18 protein-coding genes and 1 pseudogene are annotated in these 18,904 nt (G+C 36.2%); 4 read left to right on the plus strand and 15 right to left on the minus strand.

Annotation, left to right across the window (positions count from 1 at the left end):
- Positions 1-30: 30 nt before the first annotated feature.
- Genes IGB25_RS11920 through IGB25_RS11930 form a run of 3 tightly spaced genes read left to right on the plus strand, consistent with a single transcriptional unit; the run spans position 31 to position 4,408 of the window.
- A complete protein-coding gene (locus IGB25_RS11920) occupies positions 31-1,899 on the plus strand; it encodes a T9SS type B sorting domain-containing protein (protein WP_211065196.1) in 1,869 nt (622 codons plus the stop codon).
- Positions 1,900-1,946: 47 nt separating this feature from the next.
- A complete protein-coding gene (locus IGB25_RS11925) occupies positions 1,947-2,381 on the plus strand; it encodes a C40 family peptidase (protein ID WP_247653505.1) in 435 nt (144 codons plus the stop codon).
- A gap of 8 nt (positions 2,382-2,389) precedes the next feature.
- Positions 2,390-4,408 carry a ComEC/Rec2 family competence protein gene (locus IGB25_RS11930; RefSeq protein ID WP_211065197.1) on the plus strand — a complete coding sequence of 673 codons (2,019 nt, stop codon included), beginning with the start codon at positions 2,390-2,392 and terminating at the stop codon, positions 4,406-4,408.
- Positions 4,409-4,467: 59 nt separating this feature from the next.
- Here the strand turns inward: IGB25_RS11930 and folP are convergent, their stop codons facing one another.
- Entirely contained in the window at positions 4,468-5,295 is an 828-nt protein-coding gene (gene folP, locus IGB25_RS11935) for a dihydropteroate synthase (RefSeq protein ID WP_211065198.1), read from the minus strand.
- A 13-nt stretch (positions 5,296-5,308) separates the two neighbouring features.
- Complete coding sequence (locus IGB25_RS11940) at positions 5,309-6,451, minus strand: acyl-CoA dehydrogenase family protein (RefSeq protein WP_211065199.1); 1,143 nt, start codon at positions 6,449-6,451, stop codon at positions 5,309-5,311.
- A gap of 247 nt (positions 6,452-6,698) precedes the next feature.
- Here IGB25_RS11940 and IGB25_RS11945 point away from each other — a divergent pair, with 247 nt between their 5' ends.
- On the plus strand, positions 6,699-7,730 hold the full coding sequence (locus tag IGB25_RS11945; RefSeq protein WP_211065200.1) for an alkaline phosphatase D family protein: 1,032 nt from the start codon (positions 6,699-6,701) through the stop codon (positions 7,728-7,730).
- Here IGB25_RS11945 and IGB25_RS11950 read toward each other — a convergent pair.
- The 13 genes and pseudogenes from IGB25_RS11950 to IGB25_RS12000 all read right to left on the minus strand — a co-directional run bounded on the left by IGB25_RS11950 (position 7,727) and on the right by IGB25_RS12000 (position 18,900).
- Positions 7,727-8,872: pseudogene (locus IGB25_RS11950) on the minus strand (cystathionine gamma-synthase). The gene IGB25_RS11945 and the pseudogene IGB25_RS11950 overlap by 4 nt on opposite strands.
- A gap of 541 nt (positions 8,873-9,413) precedes the next feature.
- The gene (locus IGB25_RS11955; protein ID WP_211065201.1) at positions 9,414-10,127 is read right to left on the minus strand and encodes a TerC family protein; all 714 of its coding nucleotides are present in this window, start codon (positions 10,125-10,127) and stop codon (positions 9,414-9,416) included.
- Positions 10,128-10,389: 262 nt separating this feature from the next.
- Positions 10,390-10,536 (minus strand): integrase core domain-containing protein, encoded by a 147-nt coding sequence (locus IGB25_RS11960; RefSeq protein ID WP_247653506.1) that lies wholly within the window; start codon positions 10,534-10,536, stop codon positions 10,390-10,392.
- 397 nt (positions 10,537-10,933) lie between these two features.
- Complete coding sequence (locus tag IGB25_RS11965; RefSeq protein ID WP_211065202.1) at positions 10,934-12,895, minus strand: heavy metal translocating P-type ATPase; 1,962 nt, start codon at positions 12,893-12,895, stop codon at positions 10,934-10,936.
- A 32-nt stretch (positions 12,896-12,927) separates the two neighbouring features.
- Positions 12,928-13,470, minus strand: a complete 543-nt coding sequence (locus tag IGB25_RS11970) for a hypothetical protein (protein WP_211065203.1) — start codon at positions 13,468-13,470, stop codon at positions 12,928-12,930.
- Between the two features lie 171 nt (positions 13,471-13,641).
- Positions 13,642-13,908: a hypothetical protein gene (locus tag IGB25_RS11975; RefSeq protein WP_211065204.1), complete on the minus strand. Its 267-nt coding sequence runs from the start codon at positions 13,906-13,908 to the stop codon at positions 13,642-13,644.
- A 10-nt stretch (positions 13,909-13,918) separates the two neighbouring features.
- Positions 13,919-14,296, minus strand: a complete 378-nt coding sequence (locus IGB25_RS11980) for an STAS/SEC14 domain-containing protein (protein ID WP_211065205.1) — start codon at positions 14,294-14,296, stop codon at positions 13,919-13,921.
- A gap of 23 nt (positions 14,297-14,319) precedes the next feature.
- Positions 14,320-14,496: a hypothetical protein gene (locus IGB25_RS11985; protein WP_211065206.1), complete on the minus strand. Its 177-nt coding sequence runs from the start codon at positions 14,494-14,496 to the stop codon at positions 14,320-14,322.
- Positions 14,497-14,505: 9 nt separating this feature from the next.
- A complete protein-coding gene (locus IGB25_RS15020) occupies positions 14,506-14,880 on the minus strand; it encodes a hypothetical protein (protein WP_247653778.1) in 375 nt (124 codons plus the stop codon).
- Positions 14,811-15,023, minus strand: coding sequence for a hypothetical protein (locus tag IGB25_RS15210; RefSeq protein WP_256437222.1), 213 nt, complete (start codon positions 15,021-15,023; stop codon positions 14,811-14,813). The genes IGB25_RS15020 and IGB25_RS15210 overlap by 70 nt, the downstream gene beginning before the upstream one ends.
- Entirely contained in the window at positions 14,986-15,696 is a 711-nt protein-coding gene (locus IGB25_RS11990; protein WP_256437223.1) for an APC family permease, read from the minus strand. The genes IGB25_RS15210 and IGB25_RS11990 overlap by 38 nt, the downstream gene beginning before the upstream one ends.
- Positions 15,697-15,902: 206 nt before the next feature.
- Positions 15,903-16,337 (minus strand): Fur family transcriptional regulator, encoded by a 435-nt coding sequence (locus tag IGB25_RS11995; RefSeq protein ID WP_211065207.1) that lies wholly within the window; start codon positions 16,335-16,337, stop codon positions 15,903-15,905.
- 37 nt (positions 16,338-16,374) lie between these two features.
- Positions 16,375-18,900, minus strand: coding sequence for a heavy metal translocating P-type ATPase (locus IGB25_RS12000; RefSeq protein ID WP_211065208.1), 2,526 nt, complete (start codon positions 18,898-18,900; stop codon positions 16,375-16,377).
- Between the last annotated feature and the right edge of the window lie 4 nt (positions 18,901-18,904).

Below are 18,904 nucleotides of genomic sequence, written 5' to 3' on the forward strand. Positions count from 1 at the left end.
ATTATTAAATTAGCAAGCTTAGTTATATATATGAAATCAAGACTTTTATACAGTTTAATCTTATTTTCAATTGTTTACTCGAATAGTTGGTCACAAATAAGTTTTTGCCAAGGCAATACAGGTGAAGCTATTTTTGAAGAAGATTTTGGTCAAGGTACTACTAATGGTCCGCCACTTGGTGCCAGTGTAACAACTTATACATTTGTTGACCAAGAAGCACAAGATGGGCAATACACCATTTCATCAAATTTGATGCAGTTGGGTAGTTTTCATAACATTCCTGATAACACTCTTGGTGACGTTAACGGCAAAGCTCTAATTGTGAATGCATCTTTTGATGCGGGTTTGTTTTTTCAAATTCCCATTAGTGGTTTGTGTGAAAACAATCCCTATGAATTTTCAGCATTTCTTGTAAACATTTATGATGCTTCGTCAGCGGCATGTCCTGGCACAGGTATTCCAGTAAACGTAAGATTTCAAATTTGGGACGAAACCGATACCACACTTCTATCCGAAGGGAGTACTGGTGATATTCCTGGCACAACAAACCCTAGTTGGGAGCAATTTGCTGTTACATTTGAAACTTTGCCAGGGCAAACATCAATAATTCTAAAAATGCTCAACAACGGTGAAGGCGGATGTGGAAATGATTTAGCCATAGACGACATTGCCTTTAAGTCTTGTGGAGATTTAACTGAAATTTTTGATGAAGACAATACTAATAGCCTTGAAGTCTGTGAAAACGAAAATATTGACAGTCTCTCGCTGACAGCTGTACCTGATTTTTCAGTTTATGACAACCATTTTTATCAGTGGCAACAAAGTGATGATAACAACAATTGGAATGATATTCCTGGTGAAACTTCTCAAACTTTAGAGCTTAATAACATTAATTCTACTCAATTTTTTAGAGTCAAAGTTTCAGAAGATTTAATTAATGTGAACAACAATTTGTGTAATAGCATTTCTAATGTATTTGAAATTAATGTCCAAAGTTTTATTCCAGCTGTAAGTTTAGGTGATGTTGAAATTTGTGATGGTGAAAGTGTTGTTTTAGAAGTTCAGAACAATTCTAATATTAGTATAGATTGGTATGATTCTCCAAATGGTGGGAATTTGTTACTTGAAAATAGCTTTAGTTTTGAACCTGATAATGAAGGTACTTTTTATGCCGAAAGCACAACAATTGTTGGTAATTGCATTTCCCCAACCCGTACTCCAATTAGTTTAACTATAAACAGCACTCCTGAGAATGAAACCGAAAACATAGCCATTTGCCCAGGTGATTCCGTTATTTTGGATGCTGAAAGTTCAAATTTAACCTATCTTTGGTCAACCGATGAAACCACACCACAAATTGAAGTTGATGAAGCAGGCAGTTTTAGTGTTGAACGTACAACACCAAACGGTCGCACTTCTACAAAAATCTTTGAAGTAGCTTTCTTAGATGAAGCTGTCGTTAGTGATATTGTGAGTGATGGTCGAGATATTATTATCTCATTAGAAAACCAAGGCGATTTTTCTTTTTCAATAGACGGTCAAAATTTTCAGACTTCTCCAATTTTTGAAAACGTAGCTGGCGGTTTATACAATATAAGTATTCAAAGTAATGATTGTGGAATTCAAGTTATAGAATTTCCGCATTTAGAGATTCCTCAATTTTTTACCCCAAATGCCGATGGCTTTAATGACTTTTTTAGAATTCCAGCAGACAGGTTTTTTAATGAATTTAGCATCTATATTTTTGACCGATACGGAAAGTTAATTGCATCTGGAGTAAAGGCTCCTTTTGTTTGGGATGGGACGTATCAAGGCAAAGCTCTACCGTCACAAGACTATTGGTATAAATTAGATGTTGATGGTCAGACTTTTACAGGAAATTTTACATTGAAGCGATAAAGATGAAAAACGGCACTAACATTTTAAACAAGATTTTCGTTTTATTTATGCTATTAGCTCTCATTTCTTGTGGCGACAAAAAACGTTTAGCTCAAAACAGTAAAGCCCGACAAATCAGCACTTATGCTCAAAGTTTTTTAGGCACTTCATATCGTTATGGTGGCACTAACTCATCAGGTATGGACTGTTCAGGTTTAGTTTATCGTGTGTTTTACAGACATGGTATTGTATTACCCAGAACATCAAAAGCCATGTCTAAACTTGGTAACAAAACAAAGCTCAAAAAAGCTAAAGTTGGCGATTTAGTGTTTTTTAAAACACCTGGAAAAGGACGCGGGATTAATCATGTTGGTCTGGTTGTTAGTGCTAATGGTCGTGATATCAGTTTCATTCACTCAACTACAAGTCAAGGTGTTGTTGTAACAAACTTAAATCAAAAATACTGGAAAAAAAGTTTTAAGTTTGTGAAGCGGATTTTATGATTTAAATTATGCACTTTCTCAATTTCACCTTAATTAAACTGTGTTTGGGTTTTATCGGTGGAATTTACTTGGGATTTTTTATTGATTTACAATTCAAAGTACTAGTAACACTTGTATTAAGCTTGGTTGCTTTATTGGTTATTTTTAGATGGATTTGGAATCAAAAATCACTTTTTTTATGGTCGAGTGTTGTGCTTTTTGCTGTTTTAGGAAGTCTGTCAACCCATATCCATTTACCAAAAAATCAACCCCATCATCTTATTCATTTAGATTTTAAAAGCCAAGAATACTTTGGGATTGAAGCTGATGTTAGTGAAGTTTTAAGAGAAAATGCTTACAACCAAAAATATATTTTAGATCATTTAAAGATTGACCACCAACTTTATCAAGGCAAAATATTACTCAATGTTTCAAAGGATTCTGTAACCGAAGAGTTGAAACCTGGTGATAAGGTTATAATGTCAACTTCATTACATCCGTTTTATAAAGCCAAAAACCCTCAAACATTTGATTATGCTTCATTTATGCAAAATCGGGACGTGTTTGCGGTGGTTTATGAAGATAAATTTGAAGTCGTTCCACAAACTCATTTTAGTATAAATGCTTACGCAGGGCAATGGCGAATGAAAATGGTTTCTGCTCTACAAAAATCAGGATTTGACAACGAACATTTAGAGCTCATTCAAGCTTTGATTTTAGGTCAAAAACAATCGATAAATCGAGAGGTTTATGCCGAGTTTGCAGAAGTCGGTGTTGTACATATTTTGGCGGTTTCGGGATTGCATGTAGGTATTGTTTTTCTTATTCTTAATTTTATATTTTCACCCTTGTTAAGTCTCAAATACGGGAGGCAGTTTAAGGTTTTGTTTACAATTCTTTCACTTTGGATTTTTGCGGCTATAGCGGGATTTTCACCTTCGGTAATGCGTGCAGTAACAATGTTTTCTTTTTTGGCTTTTGGTCAATTGTTTAGACGAAAAACCAACAGCATTAATATGTTATGCTTGTCGGCTGTGGCTCTTTTAATTTACAGACCACAATTGCTATTTGAAGTTGGTTTTCAGTTGTCTTATTCGGCGGTGTTTGCTATTGTGATGTTGTATCCTGTATTTTCAAAACTCTATCAGCCACGATATAAAATCCCCAAAATATTTTGGGATACGGCTTATGTGAGTTTAGCTGCACAAATTGGGGTGTTGCCGTTTCAACTGTTTTATTTTCATCAGTTTCCAGGTTTGTTTTTATTAGGAAATCTTGTCATTATACCATTTTTAGGAATTTTAATTGGTGGTGGTTTAATCTGTATTGTTTTGGCTTTGGTTGGAGGTTTAATTTCGCCTTTGGTTGAGGTTTATGCTTATTTATTAGATTTATTAGTGGCTTATGTCAACTGGCTTGGTCAATTCAAGGATTTTATATTTCAGGACATTTTCTTTACTAGAAATATGTTTTTAGCCATTTTACTTATGGTTCTGAGCTTTATGTTTATGATGCGAGAATTTAAAAAATCTTATATCACTGTGTTTTTGCTTTCGCTTTTAGCTTTTATAGTGGTTAGTATTTCAGAGATTTCTGAAGTTGATAAACATTCAGAATTAATTGTTTTTCATCAAAATAGACAAAGTCTTATTGGCATCAAGCAAGGTCGGCAACTTGAGATTTATTCAGATAAAACTGAGGGGTTTTCAGACTCTTATTTGTTGAGTAATTATCAATTGATACATCGCATTGATAGTACTGAATTTAGACCTTTGAAAAATAGTTTTAAACTCAATAAAAATAGTTTAACCGTAATAGATAGCTCAGGGGTTTATTTAAAAGAATCTAAATCTGAAATTATTGTGTTATGCCAGTCGCCTGATATACATTTAGGGAAGCTAATTGAAACTTTACATCCTAAACATATTATTGCGGATGGTAATAATTATAGAAGTTATGTAGAACGTTGGCAACAAACGGCAAAAAAATACAATGTTCCGTTTCATTGGACATATAAAGCTGGTTATTTGAGCTTTAGTTTGCCTTAATATTTTAGGTTGATAAAATTATAGAATATTTGGTTTTTTATAATTTGGTGAATATTTTGTCATGCGTTTAATGCCTGTATAAGCTTAATACATTCAACGGCTTCTTTTACGTCGTGAGTGCGTAAAATATTGGCTCCTTTGTATAACGCAATAGCGTGCAGTGCTGTAGAGCCGTTTAAGGCATGCATGGGTTGTGTTTTCAAAGTTTTGTAAATCATAGATTTTCTTGATAAGCCACAAAGTAGGGGCAAGTCAAAACTTTTAAATAATTCAAAATGGTTGAGTAACTCAAAGTTATGTTGGATGCTTTTGGAAAATCCAAAACCTGGATCAATAATGATATCATTAATCCCTTTTTGATAAGCTATAGATAGTCGTTCAGAAAAATAAGTTTTAATTTCAACAAGTAAGTTGTCGTATTGGGCTAAAGTTTTCATATTCTGAGGATTCCCTTTCATATGCATCATAACATAAGGTGCTTGGTGCTTTGCAACAACTTGGAGCATATTAGTATCTAATTGACCCGCAGAGATATCGTTAATGATACTTGCACCAATTTGAAGTGTCAAATCTGCCACTTCACTTCTAAACGTATCAATTGACAATAAGATCTCGTTTTTAAATTCTTTAACCAAGAGCTCAACAACTGGGATAAGCCTTTTTTTTTCATCTTCTACATCAATATGTGTTGCACCTGGTCTTGAGCTATACGAACCTAAATCTATAAAGGTAGCACCTTCAGTGAGCATTTTTTCTGCTTGTTTCAATATTGCATTTTGGGTTTGGTATTTACCACCATCGTAAAAAGAGTCAGGTGTTAAATTAAGAATACCCATAACCTTGGGACAATCAAAATCTATCAGTTGTCCCTTACAATTTATTGTCATAACTGCATTAAAACTAGTCGTTTAAAATAGATCGTGAGATTACAATTTTTTGAATTTCTGAGGTGCCTTCATAAATTTGGGTAATTTTGGCATCTCTCATCATGCGTTCTACATGATATTCCTTAACATAACCGTTTCCTCCGTGTATTTGAACGGCTTCAGTTGACACATCCATAGCGACTTGTGAGGCATAGAGTTTTGCCATAGCACCTGATAAATCGTAGTTTTGACCTTGGTCTTTATCCCAGGCGGCTTTCATAACGAGGTGTCGAGCGACCTCAATTTGAGTGTGCATATCGGCTAATTTAAAGGCAATAGCTTGGTGATTTTTAATCTCTGTACCAAAGGCTTTTCTGGTTTTTGAATATTCTTTAGCCAACTCGTATGCTCCTGATGCAATGCCCAAGGCTTGTGCGACAATACCAATACGACCGCCAGAAAGGGTTTTCATAGCAAATTTGAATCCAAATCCGTCTTCGGCTATTCTGTTTTCTTTTGGAATCTTAACATCGTTAAAATTTAAAGAATGAGTGTCGCTACCGCGGATACCCATTTTGTCTTCTTTTGGGCTAACTTCAAAACCATCCCATCCTTTTTCAACAATAAATGCATTGATGCCACGGTGTTTTTTCTCTCTATTGGTTTGGGCAATAACAAGGTAATAATCTGCATTGCCTCCGTTGGTTATCCAGTTTTTTGTGCCATTTAAAAGATAGTAATCGCCTTTATCTATGGCTGTTGTTTTTTGAGAAGTGGCATCGCTACCTGCTTCAGGCTCACTTAAGCAAAATGCACCAAGTGCTTCTCCAGTAGTGAGTTTTGTTAGATATTTTTCTTTTTGGGCTTGACTGCCATAAGCATCTATTCCCCAACAGACCAATGAATTATTAACTGAAACAACAACTGATGCAGAAGCGTCTATTTTTGATAATTCTTCCATGGCTAATACGTAAGATATCGTATCCATTCCGCCACCGCCAAATTCTGGAGAAGTCATCATACCTAAAAACCCAAGCTCGCCGAGTTTTTTGATTTGTTCTTTTGGAAACTCTTGTTTGTTATCTCTTTCTATAACGCCAGGAAGTAATTCTGATTTAGCAAAATCTTTAGCGACTTGACGAATCATTTCGTGTTCTTCGGTTAATTTGAAATCCATAAATTTAGTTTTGTAAAATCATCAAAAAATAGGCACAAATATAACTTTTCTTTAAATCTTTGACAATTTATTATTGCTTTTTTGAGTCTTGGCTTATTGCTTTTTAAAATTGTTTATCTCTTCTTTATGTTTTGTTGACTTATGCTTAAAACACTTAGAAGTTAATTGAATTATTTTTGATGATTAATTAATCTTTTTAATCATGTCCAATTTACGCATTTTAGGGTTTTGTTTTTTGACACTTTTCATGGTTTCTTGTAAAAATGAAAAACAACCTGATAAAAAACAACCTGATACACAAACAGGAAATAATGTAGAAACTCTTGAAAATAATTCATTTGATTTTGTCGTGGCATTTGGTAGCTGTAACAGACAAGACTTAGAACAACCGCTCTGGAATGCCATGGCTAAACAAAAGCCTGATATTTTTATTTGGGGTGGCGATAATATTTATGCTGATACTAAAGATATGGCTAAAATGGCAAAAGATTACCAAACTCAACTCAACAACCCTGATTACAAAAATTTTATAGAAACGATAAATAATCAAGTTTATGGCGTTTGGGATGATCATGATTATGGCAAAAATGATGCTGGTATAGAATGGCAATACAAAACGGAAAGCCAAGACCTTTTTTTAGACTTTATAGGAGTTGCTTCAACCGACAAGAGGCGAAGCCAAAAAGGCATTTATTATGCTGAAAATATTCAAGTTAATGACAAGACTGTAAAGTTAATTTTATTAGACACACGTTATTTTAGAAGTCCTTTGCAAAAAAATAAAAACAGTGATAAACGCTATAAACCTTGGCAAAATGGCGAAGGAACTTTGCTCAGTGAAACACAATGGAATTGGTTAGAAAATGAACTAAAAAATTCAAAAGCTGATTACCACATCATTATGAGTAGTATTCAAATTTGGTCTGATGAACACGGCTTTGAAACTTGGGGCAATTTTCCACATGAAGTAGAAAAATTGAAAACTTTATTGAATACATATCAACCTCAGAATTTGGTGATGTTGTCAGGAGATAGACATATCTCTGAATTTTCTAGTCAAAATCTTGATGCTTATGATTACCCAATATTTGATTTCACCTCAAGCAGTTTGACCCATTCTTTTTCTAGCTTCACATCAGAACCCAATGCCGATAGAGTAGGTAAAGTTGTAGTTGAAAATTCATACGGCATCTTGAACTACAACTTTGAACAAAATAAAGTTATTATGCAAATGCATAATCAGAATGAAATATTACAAGAATATGAATTAGAGTTTTAAGACCCCAAAGCCTGATTTAAATCTTGAATCAAATCTTCTTTATCTTCAATACCAACACTCAATCTGATTAAAGAATCTACAACTCCAGTTTTTTCACGCTCTTCTTTTGGGATCTTGGCATGCGTCATACTTGCGGGATGTCCTGCAAGAGATTCAACGCCACCAAGCGATTCTGCAAGGGTAAAAACTTTAAGGTTTTCAACAAATTTAATAGCATCTTCAAAAGAGTTGCCTTTCGTAGTAAAAGACACCATCCCACCAAAATCTTTCATTTGTTGCTTAGCAATTTCGTGATTAGGATGTGTTGTTAGTCCAAGCTAAAATACTTGTTCAACTTTTGGATGTTGCTGTAAAAATTCAGCAACAGCACGACCATTTTCCGAATGTCTTTGCATACGCAAATGAAGTGTTTTAATGCCTCTCAATACTAAAAAACTGTCCATCGGTCCAGCAATTGCACCGCTGGCATTTTGGATAAAATAGAGTTTTTCTGCTAAGGCTTCATCATTAACCACCAACGAACCCATAACAACATCAGAATGCCCACCGAGATATTTTGTGGCACTGTGCATTACTAAATCAGCACCCAAGTCTAAAGGTCGCTGTAAGTATGCCGTAGCAAAAGTATTGTCAACACACAATAACAAATTATGTTTTTTAGAAACCTTAGAAAGAGCTTTAATATCAACAACATTCATCATAGGATTTGTTGGCGTTTCTGCCCAAATCATTTTTGTGTTGTCGTTGATATGAGCTTCAATACTATTGACATCACCTAAACCGATGAAATGAAATTTGATGCCAAAATCTTTGAAAATACTGGTAAACAAACGATAACTTCCGCCGTATAAATCGTTGGTAGAAATCACTTCGTCACCTGGTTTTAAGGTTTTTATGACAGCATCAATAGTCGCAAGACCAGAGCCAAAAGCTAAACCAAATTTTCCGTTTTCAATAGAAGCCAAAGATTTTTCTAAAGCCGTTCGTGTTGGGTTAGCACTTCTTGAATATTCATAGCCTTTATGGCTTCCAGGTGTGGTTTGAGAATAGGTAGATGTTTGATAAATAGGAGGCATTACCGAGCCGTATGCTGGATCGACATTATCTTGCCCACCGTGTATGGTTTTGGTATTAAATTTCATGTTTTTTGTTTTTGAGCAAATTTAGCAGAGCTTGGCACATCAACAAGTTCTAAACTCAGGTTTAGTTAATGTTTAACACATTCATATAAAATCAATCATATGAATTTCGCAGATTCAATTATTTGTAACTCTAATATCTCTAAACTATTTGCCAATTTCCTTGTGAATAGGGGTTTAAAAGTATAGCTATTTCTTTGCTAATGCCTTCTGTGATGAGTGTGCTAAAGATATTTCAGAGTATTTTTTGAGAGATGTGAGATGACTTTTATATAACAGGCTTTTTTAAAACCATCGTTTATGTACTGCATTTTTTTAAAATAACGTGAGTTCGATTTATTGTAAGCTGTAAATCAGATGATTATATGTTTTTGTTAGCAAATTTTGTCATTGGTAACGAAGAATGAGGAGAAATCTCATCCTACTGAGATGTCTCGTCGCTCATGCTTCGCTCTATCGACATGACAAATGATTAAATATCTGTATTTTATTATATCGAACTCACGTTAAAATAATAAAAGATCTATAAACTTTTGCCATATCGCTACTTTTGCTTTCGGTTTTTTCTAAAACGAATATTCAGCATTTCTATAATCAATGAAAAGAATACGGCAAAATAGATATAGCCTTTAGGCACATGATAATGCAGTGATTCAACAAAAAGCATAAAGCCTATCAAAATCAGAAATGAAAGAGCTAAAATCTGAATAGTTGGATATTTGTTGACAAAATTGCTGACTTTTTTGGCGAAAATCATCATAATGATAATGGATATAATCACGGCGATAATCATCAAAATAATTTCTTCGGTTAGCCCGACAGCAGTGAGGATAGAATCAAAAGAAAACACTATATCTAAACCTACAATTTGTATAATGGCATTGCTAAATGAACTGACTTTTTTGACTGTAGTTTCTTTTTCGTCTCCTTCTATTTTGTGATGAATTTCAAAAATACTTTTTATAATCAAAAATATACCACCAATTGCCAATATGATATCTCGCCAACTCAAATCAAACTCGTAAATGCTTAAAACAGGTTCTGTTAAACCAATTATCCAAGTAATGCTAAACAATAAAGCAATACGCATGAGCAAGGCTAAAGTCAAGCCGACATATATGCTTTTTTGCTGTTGGTTTTTTGGTAATTTTCCTGAAACAATAGAGATAAAAATGATGTTATCAATCCCTAAAACGATTTCCATAAAAATTAAGGTAAGTAAGGATATCCAAATTTCGGGGTGAAGAAAAATTTCCATAAGATTCTTTAGTGTATTATACTGATATAGGTTGACTCTTTTTTGGTTATTGATTAGATTATCGATCAAAAGTTATTTCCAATTTTTTTTCTGGCTTTTGAATGACCCAAAAAAAATTAGAATAACTTTTTACTTTGTGCTCATATTTTAATTTCCTGTAAATTTAAGTTATTTTTTCTATACGATTTGTATTTGATGTTCGGATTTAAATGAACCTCTGCTGGTTTTCTAAAGTCTAGACTAAAATGCGTTCTTAGGTTATTTAAATATATACAGCTTGATGAGTCATATCTCTAGCTATTTCAGTGTTTTTGATGGTTTGCTTTAAACCATATTCATATTTAAGAGTTCTGTTAATTCTTTCAGCTACAGCATTTTCATAAGGGTCGTATTGTTCGGTCATGCTCATTGTAATACCATTGTTTTCAGCAAAGTTTGTGTATTTAGGATTACAATACTGGAAGCCTCTATCGGAATGATGAATGAGTTCTTGGTTAGGGTACTTTTATTGTTTTTTTTATTTCGTCTATTTTCCAACATAGAATATCGCTTTTACTACTTATCAATCATTTCCACTTCAATTTTTGTAACCACACAAACCACTTGGAATATTATATTCCCTTAATTCATTAATGCTTATGAATATTCCCTTTTAGCACAAAATAGTATAATAGGAACGCGGTTATTACCACAAAGATTATTGCAAGAATCCCATTGAACTTATCTTTTTTTGTGATTTTGTTATTCGATGATTTACTAACTCTCTTATTTGTTTTTTTTCTCTGTTTTTGATACATTACTTTTGGTTATTTCCATTTCATCTTCTGCAATCGCACAGCATTTAAAATCGCCAACAATGCCACTCCAACATCTGCAAAAACAGCCTCCCACATCGTTGCCAGACCACCTGCGCCCAAAACCAATACGACTGCTTTCACACCAAAAGCTAAACCTATATTTTGCCAAACGATACGACGTGTTGAACGACCAATTTTAATAGCTTTTGCAATTTTGCTCGGTTGGTCTGTCTGAATGATTACATCCGCCGTTTCTATTGCCGCATCGTCGCCCAAACCGCCCATTGCTATCCCAACATCGCTCGTCGCCAATACTGGCGCATCATTGATGCCATCGCCTATAAAGGCAACTTTGTTGTCGGTTTCAGCTATCAGTTTTTCCACTTCGGCTAATTTGTCTTCTGGCAACAATCCGCCTTTTGCCCAATCCACACCCATTTCTTTTGCCACTTGTTGGGTTATGGGATCCTTGTCGCCAGAAAGCATTATGATTTTGGAAATTCCAGATTCTCTAATTTGCTTGATGGCTTCGTGGGCATCTTCTTTCAATTCGTCTGCAATGATGACATAGCCAGCGAATTTACCATCAATGGAAACCATCACGATAGATTCTACAATGTTATCAGTTTCAGATGGAACTTCGATATTGTTTGAAATCATCAATGGTTTATTCCCAATCAATACGGTTTTGCCGTTTACTGTTCCTTTTAATCCTTTTCCTGCAACTTCGGTTACTGTGGATGCCTGAAAATCTTCGCCATCAGCTTTATATTCCATAATAGCTTTTGCAATGGGATGGGTGGATTGTTCTTCCATCGCCATCAGGTATTTCATAAATTCAGGTTCTTTCCAATCAATGGCTTTTATTTCCTTTATCTTGAAAACACCTTTTGTCATGGTTCCTGTTTTATCCATTACAATGGTGTTTACCTTTGTCATTTCATCTAAAAATGATGCACCTTTAAATAGAATACCATTTTTTGAAGTCGCTCCCAATCCACCAAAATAGCCCAACGGAATTGAGATAACCAAAGCACACGGACAGGAAATAACCAAGAAAATCAAGGCTCTATACAACCAATCGCTAAAGACATAATCGTCCACAAAAATGTAGGGTATAAACGTCAATCCAATCGCAAGAAAGACAACGATTGGTGTATAGATTCTTGCGAACTTTCTAATGAACAATTCGGTTTTTGATTTCCGTGCGGTGGCGTTTTGCACCATATCGAGAATACGTGCAATGGAACTATCCTTAAATTCTTTGGTCGTTTCAATTTCAATAACGCCATCCAGATTGATGCTTCCTGCAAATACTTTTTCTCCTTTTGCAATGGTGTCAGGTTTGCTTTCGCCTGTTAGAGCTGCTGTATTGAATGAGCCTTTTTCGGACAATAAAACACCATCCAAAGGGATTTTTTCGCCCACACGGACTTGAACTTTTTCACCAATAGCAACGATTTCGGGATTTACAGAAACATAATTGTTGTTCCTATAGACCAAGGCTTCATTAGGTCGTACATCCAGTAATGCCTTGATGCTTCCCTTGGCTTTTTTAACCGCGGCACTTTGGAACAATTCGCCTACCGCATAAAACAACATTACTGCCACACCTTCGGGATATTCGCCAATGGCGAATGCACCTATGGTTGCGATGGACATCAATAAAAACTCGGTAAAAAAATCGCCATTTTTGATGCTGTTCCAACCTTCCATTATCACAGGAAAACCTACTGGAAGATATGCGACTGCATACCAAACAATACGTACCCAACCTGTGAAATAAGGGAACGCATCAAAATAGTCTATGGCAATACCCATAATCAGCATCGCAAAACTGAAAATTGCTGGTACATAAATTTTAAATTTCCCTATACTTTCCGGACTGCTATGGTTGTGGCTATCATTGCGCTTGTGATTATCGGATGAAGTTTTATTTAAATCTCTTAAATTCAATTTCTTTTTTTTCATAATTTCGATTATAATTTCATTTAAATTTGTAGTTATTCCAATCTCAATACCAATTGCGCAAACTGCACCTCTATGGTTTCATCGATTCCCTCTATTAAGGAATCCAAACCAGTATTTGGAACCAAAACCTGCCCTCTGGCACTTATCAAACAAGAAGTGGTTGTTCCTTGGTCAAAATGGTTAAGAGTCGTTTTAAAGACTGATTTATAGGTTTTGTCTTTGTACGTAACCGTTACCAACCAATTAAAATTAATTGGGTCGTGCCGTTTTGATAAAAAATCCTGTGATGGAATAGTGCCAGTAAACCGAAGTATTAAAGGGTCTTCCCGCTGTTCTAAAAGGGCATTGATTTTAGGACTATCTGTTGATAAAGTCTTAAGGTCGAGTACACCATTGACCACTTTGGAATCATAATCAAGATATAGTGCCAATTTATGGCTTTCTGCCTTGATGGGTTTATCATCAACCAAAGTCATCATCATAATATGCCCTTCTTCAGTTGTATAAATTTTTTGGGCGTTTACTTTATAATAACTAACCAACAAGATTATTAAAATACAATGTTTAAAATTCATAATATCCATTTTTAATTGTATAATTAAAAAAAAGCGACTTCTACTTGTGCTTTTAATGCTATTAATCATTTTGCTTTAAGAAGCATCATAAAAGTCGCCTGCTATTAATTAAGTTTTCACTTAATTTATTTTAAATAAAAAATTTCACTCTTTCACACAACTATTTACCCCCTACTTATTATCTATATCCTTTTCTCTTTTACCGAAATAATACATCAGCGCAACAGTGGCACCTAATAATCCGAAAAGAATATTCTCAAAAATTTGATTCCCATTGATATTCAAAATTTCAATGAAATTATTTATTAAATATTGCCACCAATTAATTTCATAATTCTGTCTGATAAACGTGAAAATTGTTATCCCAAAAGGTTGAAGGATAAAAACACCTATGGCAAACCCAATTAAAATGGTAATAAGAATGCTTTTTTTATTCATCGTCTGTCTTTTACGGAAGTATGCTTACTGGCTGGCTCTCAATCCAATTTTTGGCATCGTCCTTTTGGTCTATATTGAAATACTTAATTTCGGCGTTCGTAAAAGGCTTCATAAATTGGGTTATCCATTCCTGCCATTTTTTATCTCCTACCATTGCTATTTTTTCATAGTCCGTGGCGTGGGCTGTGTCCATTTTTAGGTCTTCCCATAAACCAGGTAAATCCCAACCCGTAAAGTTGACCATCTCAAAATACCACCGGACTTTCATTCCTTTGTCCAGTATGGCGTGGATAAGTGGATGGATTTTTTCTATATCTTCTTTTCTCAATTTGCCCGAAGCTTTTGTTGCAACAATTTTTTTTTCTTTTAACTCTATTATCTGTAACATTTTATATAATTTTTAATTAATTATTATCCTTCTAAATCGTAAAACCATTCTTCTGCCCTTATGATGCCTTGGGTTAAAGCTTCTTTGGCTGAAATATCTTTTTTTTCAATTAGTTCTTTAGCTATGGACAGAGCTTTTTCTCGGACTATAGGATTTAAGGTATCTAGGTCGGTTTTAAAATCTTCAAACATCCAGTCCATAGCTTCATTTTAATGGTTAAAAAGTTCCTTTTCTTTTTCAGGGTCTATTTCATCTTTTGACTTTTTGTCCAAAAAATAATCAAGCACAATTCCCACGATAACAGCACCTACGAACGCTGCATAAACCTGCCAATTAAATTGGATTATCAATGATAGACTTATAAGTATCGCCAAAATGGGTAAAATCGGCACTCGTCCTATAGCCAAAGGAACTTTAAATGGTCGTTCTTGCTCTGGTGCTTTAAACCGAAGCACGATAAGTGCGACATTTACGGCAACAAAAACAAGTAAAGCGCCTAAAGAAGACATACCCGCTACAATCTTAATATCGCCCAACAATAAAAATCCCGCAACTCTGCCATAACTACAATGGTAGTAACCCACGGTACTTTCTGTGCATTGGTTTTGGTCATAAACTTTGGAAGTTCTCCCACACTGGCCATTCCAAAAAGCAACCTACTTATGGATATGATACCACTAAAAGCGACATTAGCCGTAGCAAAAAGTGCAGCGATAGCCAATACCACGAGGCAACCAATTGTTGAGATTGGAAGTCGCAAGAGAAAGTGGCAGATCCACGTTTGCCAAGGCGGAAGGGTCTGCAATATTCAAAACCGTAAAAGCAATAAATAAATAAATTATGGTAGTTATTACCATTGTCAATAAAAAGGCTCGAGGAATTGTTTTCCCTGGGTTTTTAACTTCCGAACCCAAAGCTGCCATATGTTCAAAACCAGTATAGATAAAGAACAGTGTGGCTGTGGTAGCCAAAGTTCCAGAAATCGATTCAACTTTAAAAAATTCTGCTTTGGGTGGACCAGTTTCCAAAAGTCCGAATACTATCAATAATAACAATCCCAAAAGTTGAATGCTGACCATAATAATATTTGCTGTCGACGATTTTGTGATGCCTGTAATACTAATTAATGACAACACCAATAAAATGCCATAACTTATTAGAAGAGAGGGCATATTAAAAAACGTATTGAAATACCCCGAAAAGGCAAGTAACACGGCTGCAATGGTGGCCGAACTATGAAACGCAATCGTCCAACCCGTGAGAAAAGACGGAATATCAATTTTTGGAAATGCCTTGCGTACAAAAATAAATTCCGCACCTGCATTGGGATAGGTAGAGGACAACTCTGCATAGGACATTGCAGATACACTGGACGCAATGGTCGCAAAAATGAAACTCAACCAAAGGTCTGTGCCCGCTTGTCCAGTCTGCTGCTCCGATTACTGTATAGATTCCTGCACCAACAATTGTCCCAACGCCATAAAAAGTGAGTCGAAGTGTTCCCAATGATTTTTTTAATTCTGCCATATTTTTTAGTTAAAGAGGGTGGAAGAAACCTGAACTGGACCATTGGGCGCAAGGGTTCAAGGTTCAAATACTCCAGCTGTTATTTTTTCCTGCATTTTTCACATATTCCTTTCAAAACCAAGTTCACATCGTTCACTTCATAATCTTCTGGCAGGCTTTCTTCCGATATTTTATTTGGTAAACAGATTGTTTTTCTGCATTCGGTACAATGAAAGTGCATATGTAAATCTGTACCGTATTTATTTCTGGCATTTTTATCAGAAATCGCATATTTTGACACCCCGACACCATCATTTATCTGATGAATCAACCCTTTATTCTCAAAAATCTTTAGGTTGCGATAAAAGGTCGTTCTGTTTGCTGTTTTATTGGTTTCGCTCTTTTGAACAAAGGCCTTTTTCAAATCGGAAAAGGACACAGCACTTTGTTTCCTTTTCAGGAACTTGTATATCTTCTTCCTCATTTGAGTAGGTCGAATACCGTGATATGATAATATTTTTTCCGTTTTGGTCATTTTAACCTTGATTCAAAAGCAACCCTTTTTATTAAATTTATTTTTTATAGGCTAAAAGTCTTAACGCATTAAAAACCACCAGTAACGTTGAGCCTTCGTGGATGACCACTGCAATACCGATATTGGCCCAACCCATAATGGTCGATGGGATAAGCAATGCCACAATACCGAGGCTGACCCAAAGGTTTTGCTTGATAATGGTCTTTGCCTTCCTGCTCAAACCTATGGCAAAGGGCAGGGTTTCCAGTTTATCGGCCATTAGGGCAATGTCAGCTGTTTCCAATGCCACATCACTGCCCGCGACACCCATTGCGATTCCTACGGTGCTGTTTGCCATTGCAGGGGCATCGTTCACACCGTCGCCTACCATTGCGACTTTGGATTCCTGTTCTTTTAATTTTTTAATGGCATCAACTTTTTCCTCCGGCAACAGGCTTCCCCAGGCATCGGTCAACCCAATTTCTTTAGCAACGGCATCGGCAACCTTTTGATTATCCCCGGTTAGCATTATCATCCGTTTGATGCCGATTTCCTTTAATTTTTTAAGTGTTTCCTTGGCTACTTCCCGTGGGGTATCCATCAGGGCGATGATACCTATATATTCTTTGTTCCTTCTTATGAGCATTGTGGTATTTCCACCACCTTCAAGTTCTTTTACTTTATTAGATATATCTTCGGATGGTTTTGCTTCATCGAGGTCTTCGTACAAGTCAAGGTTTCCAATATAGATTTTATCCTTGCCCAAAGAAGCTTTGATACCTTTTCCGAGAACCGCTTCCAAATCGGTTGCATTGGGTACTGAAGTGCCTTCCAGACGCTCTTTCCCATCCCTTACAACGGCTTTGGCTAAAGGGTGGTCGCTCAAGTTTTCAACAGCAACAGCTATCTTTAACAGTTCATTTTCTTCAATATCCCCTAATGGTACTACTTCGGTAAGTTTGGGCTTGCCTTCGGTAAGCGTACCTGTTTTGTCAAATGCAAGGGCGGTCAATTCGCCCAAGTCTTCCAGAGGTCGCCCACCTTTAATAAGTACCCCGCCACGAGTCGCTCTTGCGACACCGCTCAATATGGCACTTGGTGTTGAAATGGCCAGTGCACAGGGACTTCTTGCGACCAATACCGCCATCGCCCTATAAAAGCTGGCACTAAATGGCTCGTCGATGACCAAAAAAGCCAACAGTAGAAGACCTACCAATACAAGTACAGAAGGCACAAAATATTTTTCGAATTTATCGGTTAGCAATTGCGTTGGCGACTTTTGGGTCTGTGCCTCGTTAACGAGTTTGACCAGTCGGGACAGCGTAGAGTCTTTGGCTTCTTTGATTACCTTAATTTCCAAAGTATTATTACCATTGATAGTTCCGGCAAAAACGCGGTTTTCGTCCTTGATATCATCGTCTGCTGAATAGTCCCTGCTGGTATCTTCCACGGGAATTTTGTCCACAGGTATACTTTCCCCGGTAATAGGTGCCTGGTTTACACTGCTTTTTCCATTGACCACGACGCCATCTGCGGATATTTTACTGTTGGGCTTGACCACAATGATGTCGCCTATACTTAATTTTTCAATCCCGACTTCTTCTGTCTTGCCATCTTTTTTCAGCAAGGCTGTTTTTGGTGCCAAATCTGCCAGTCTTGCGATAGATTTTCGGGCTTTCTCCATAGCATAATGTTCAAGAGCGTGTCCCAAACTAAACAGGAACAATAACAATGCACCTTCTGCCCATTCTCCCAGAATGGTCGCACCAATGGTCGCAACAAGCATTAAGAAGTCAATTTCAAAACCGCCTTTGGCGACAGTCTGTACTGCTTCCTTGGCCGTAAAGAAACCACCGAAAAAGTAAGCACCAATGTATAAAGTAAGACTGACCCAATCTGGGATGGATTCTACATAGGAAAGGCTGAAACCTATCCCGAGAAGTGCCCCACAGATAATGGAAAAAATAAGCTCCGTATTTTTACCGAAAATACCACCGTGGGCGTGCTCTTCTCCTTCCTCGTGGGTCTCGCCCTCTTTGTGCTCGTGCCCCTCTGTGGAAGTTTGTTCTTTAGTATCTTCCTTCTTTGAACGCTCCTGTTTTTTGGATGCTTTGGTGTAATCATTTTCGTTTGAAGAACTCCGCTGAATCTGAAGGTATTCTTTTTCAATTTGTTTACTTATTTCATCAAAATTCGTTTGCTTTTTATCAAATTCAAGTCGTACCATTCCAGAGCCTGAAACGGAAACTTCCAAAACTCCATTGATTGCCAAAAGGCTTTTCTCGATGGAACGAGCGTGCCTTGTATGTCTAATCCCCTCAACCTCTAAAAGAAGATGACCATATTTTTCTGTAATTTCTGCCCCGGCATTTTCCGCCAAAGATTGAATTCGGTCAATAGAGATAATGTCCGGATCATAATGAAAGCACAGTTGCGGCACCGTATCTTCCTGATCATCTACTATATGTACTTTTTCAAGACCCTCTTTGGACTCTAATTCAGCAATGAGCCTTTGCACACAAGTGTCTTTTTCATTTGGCACCTGAGGTAGCAATACCGGAATTTTTAGTTGTAGCTTTTTCATATCC

Origin of the sequence: Flavobacterium sp. CS20, assembly GCF_018080005.1 — a bacterium.
Lineage (GTDB): Bacteria > Bacteroidota > Bacteroidia > Flavobacteriales > Flavobacteriaceae > Psychroflexus.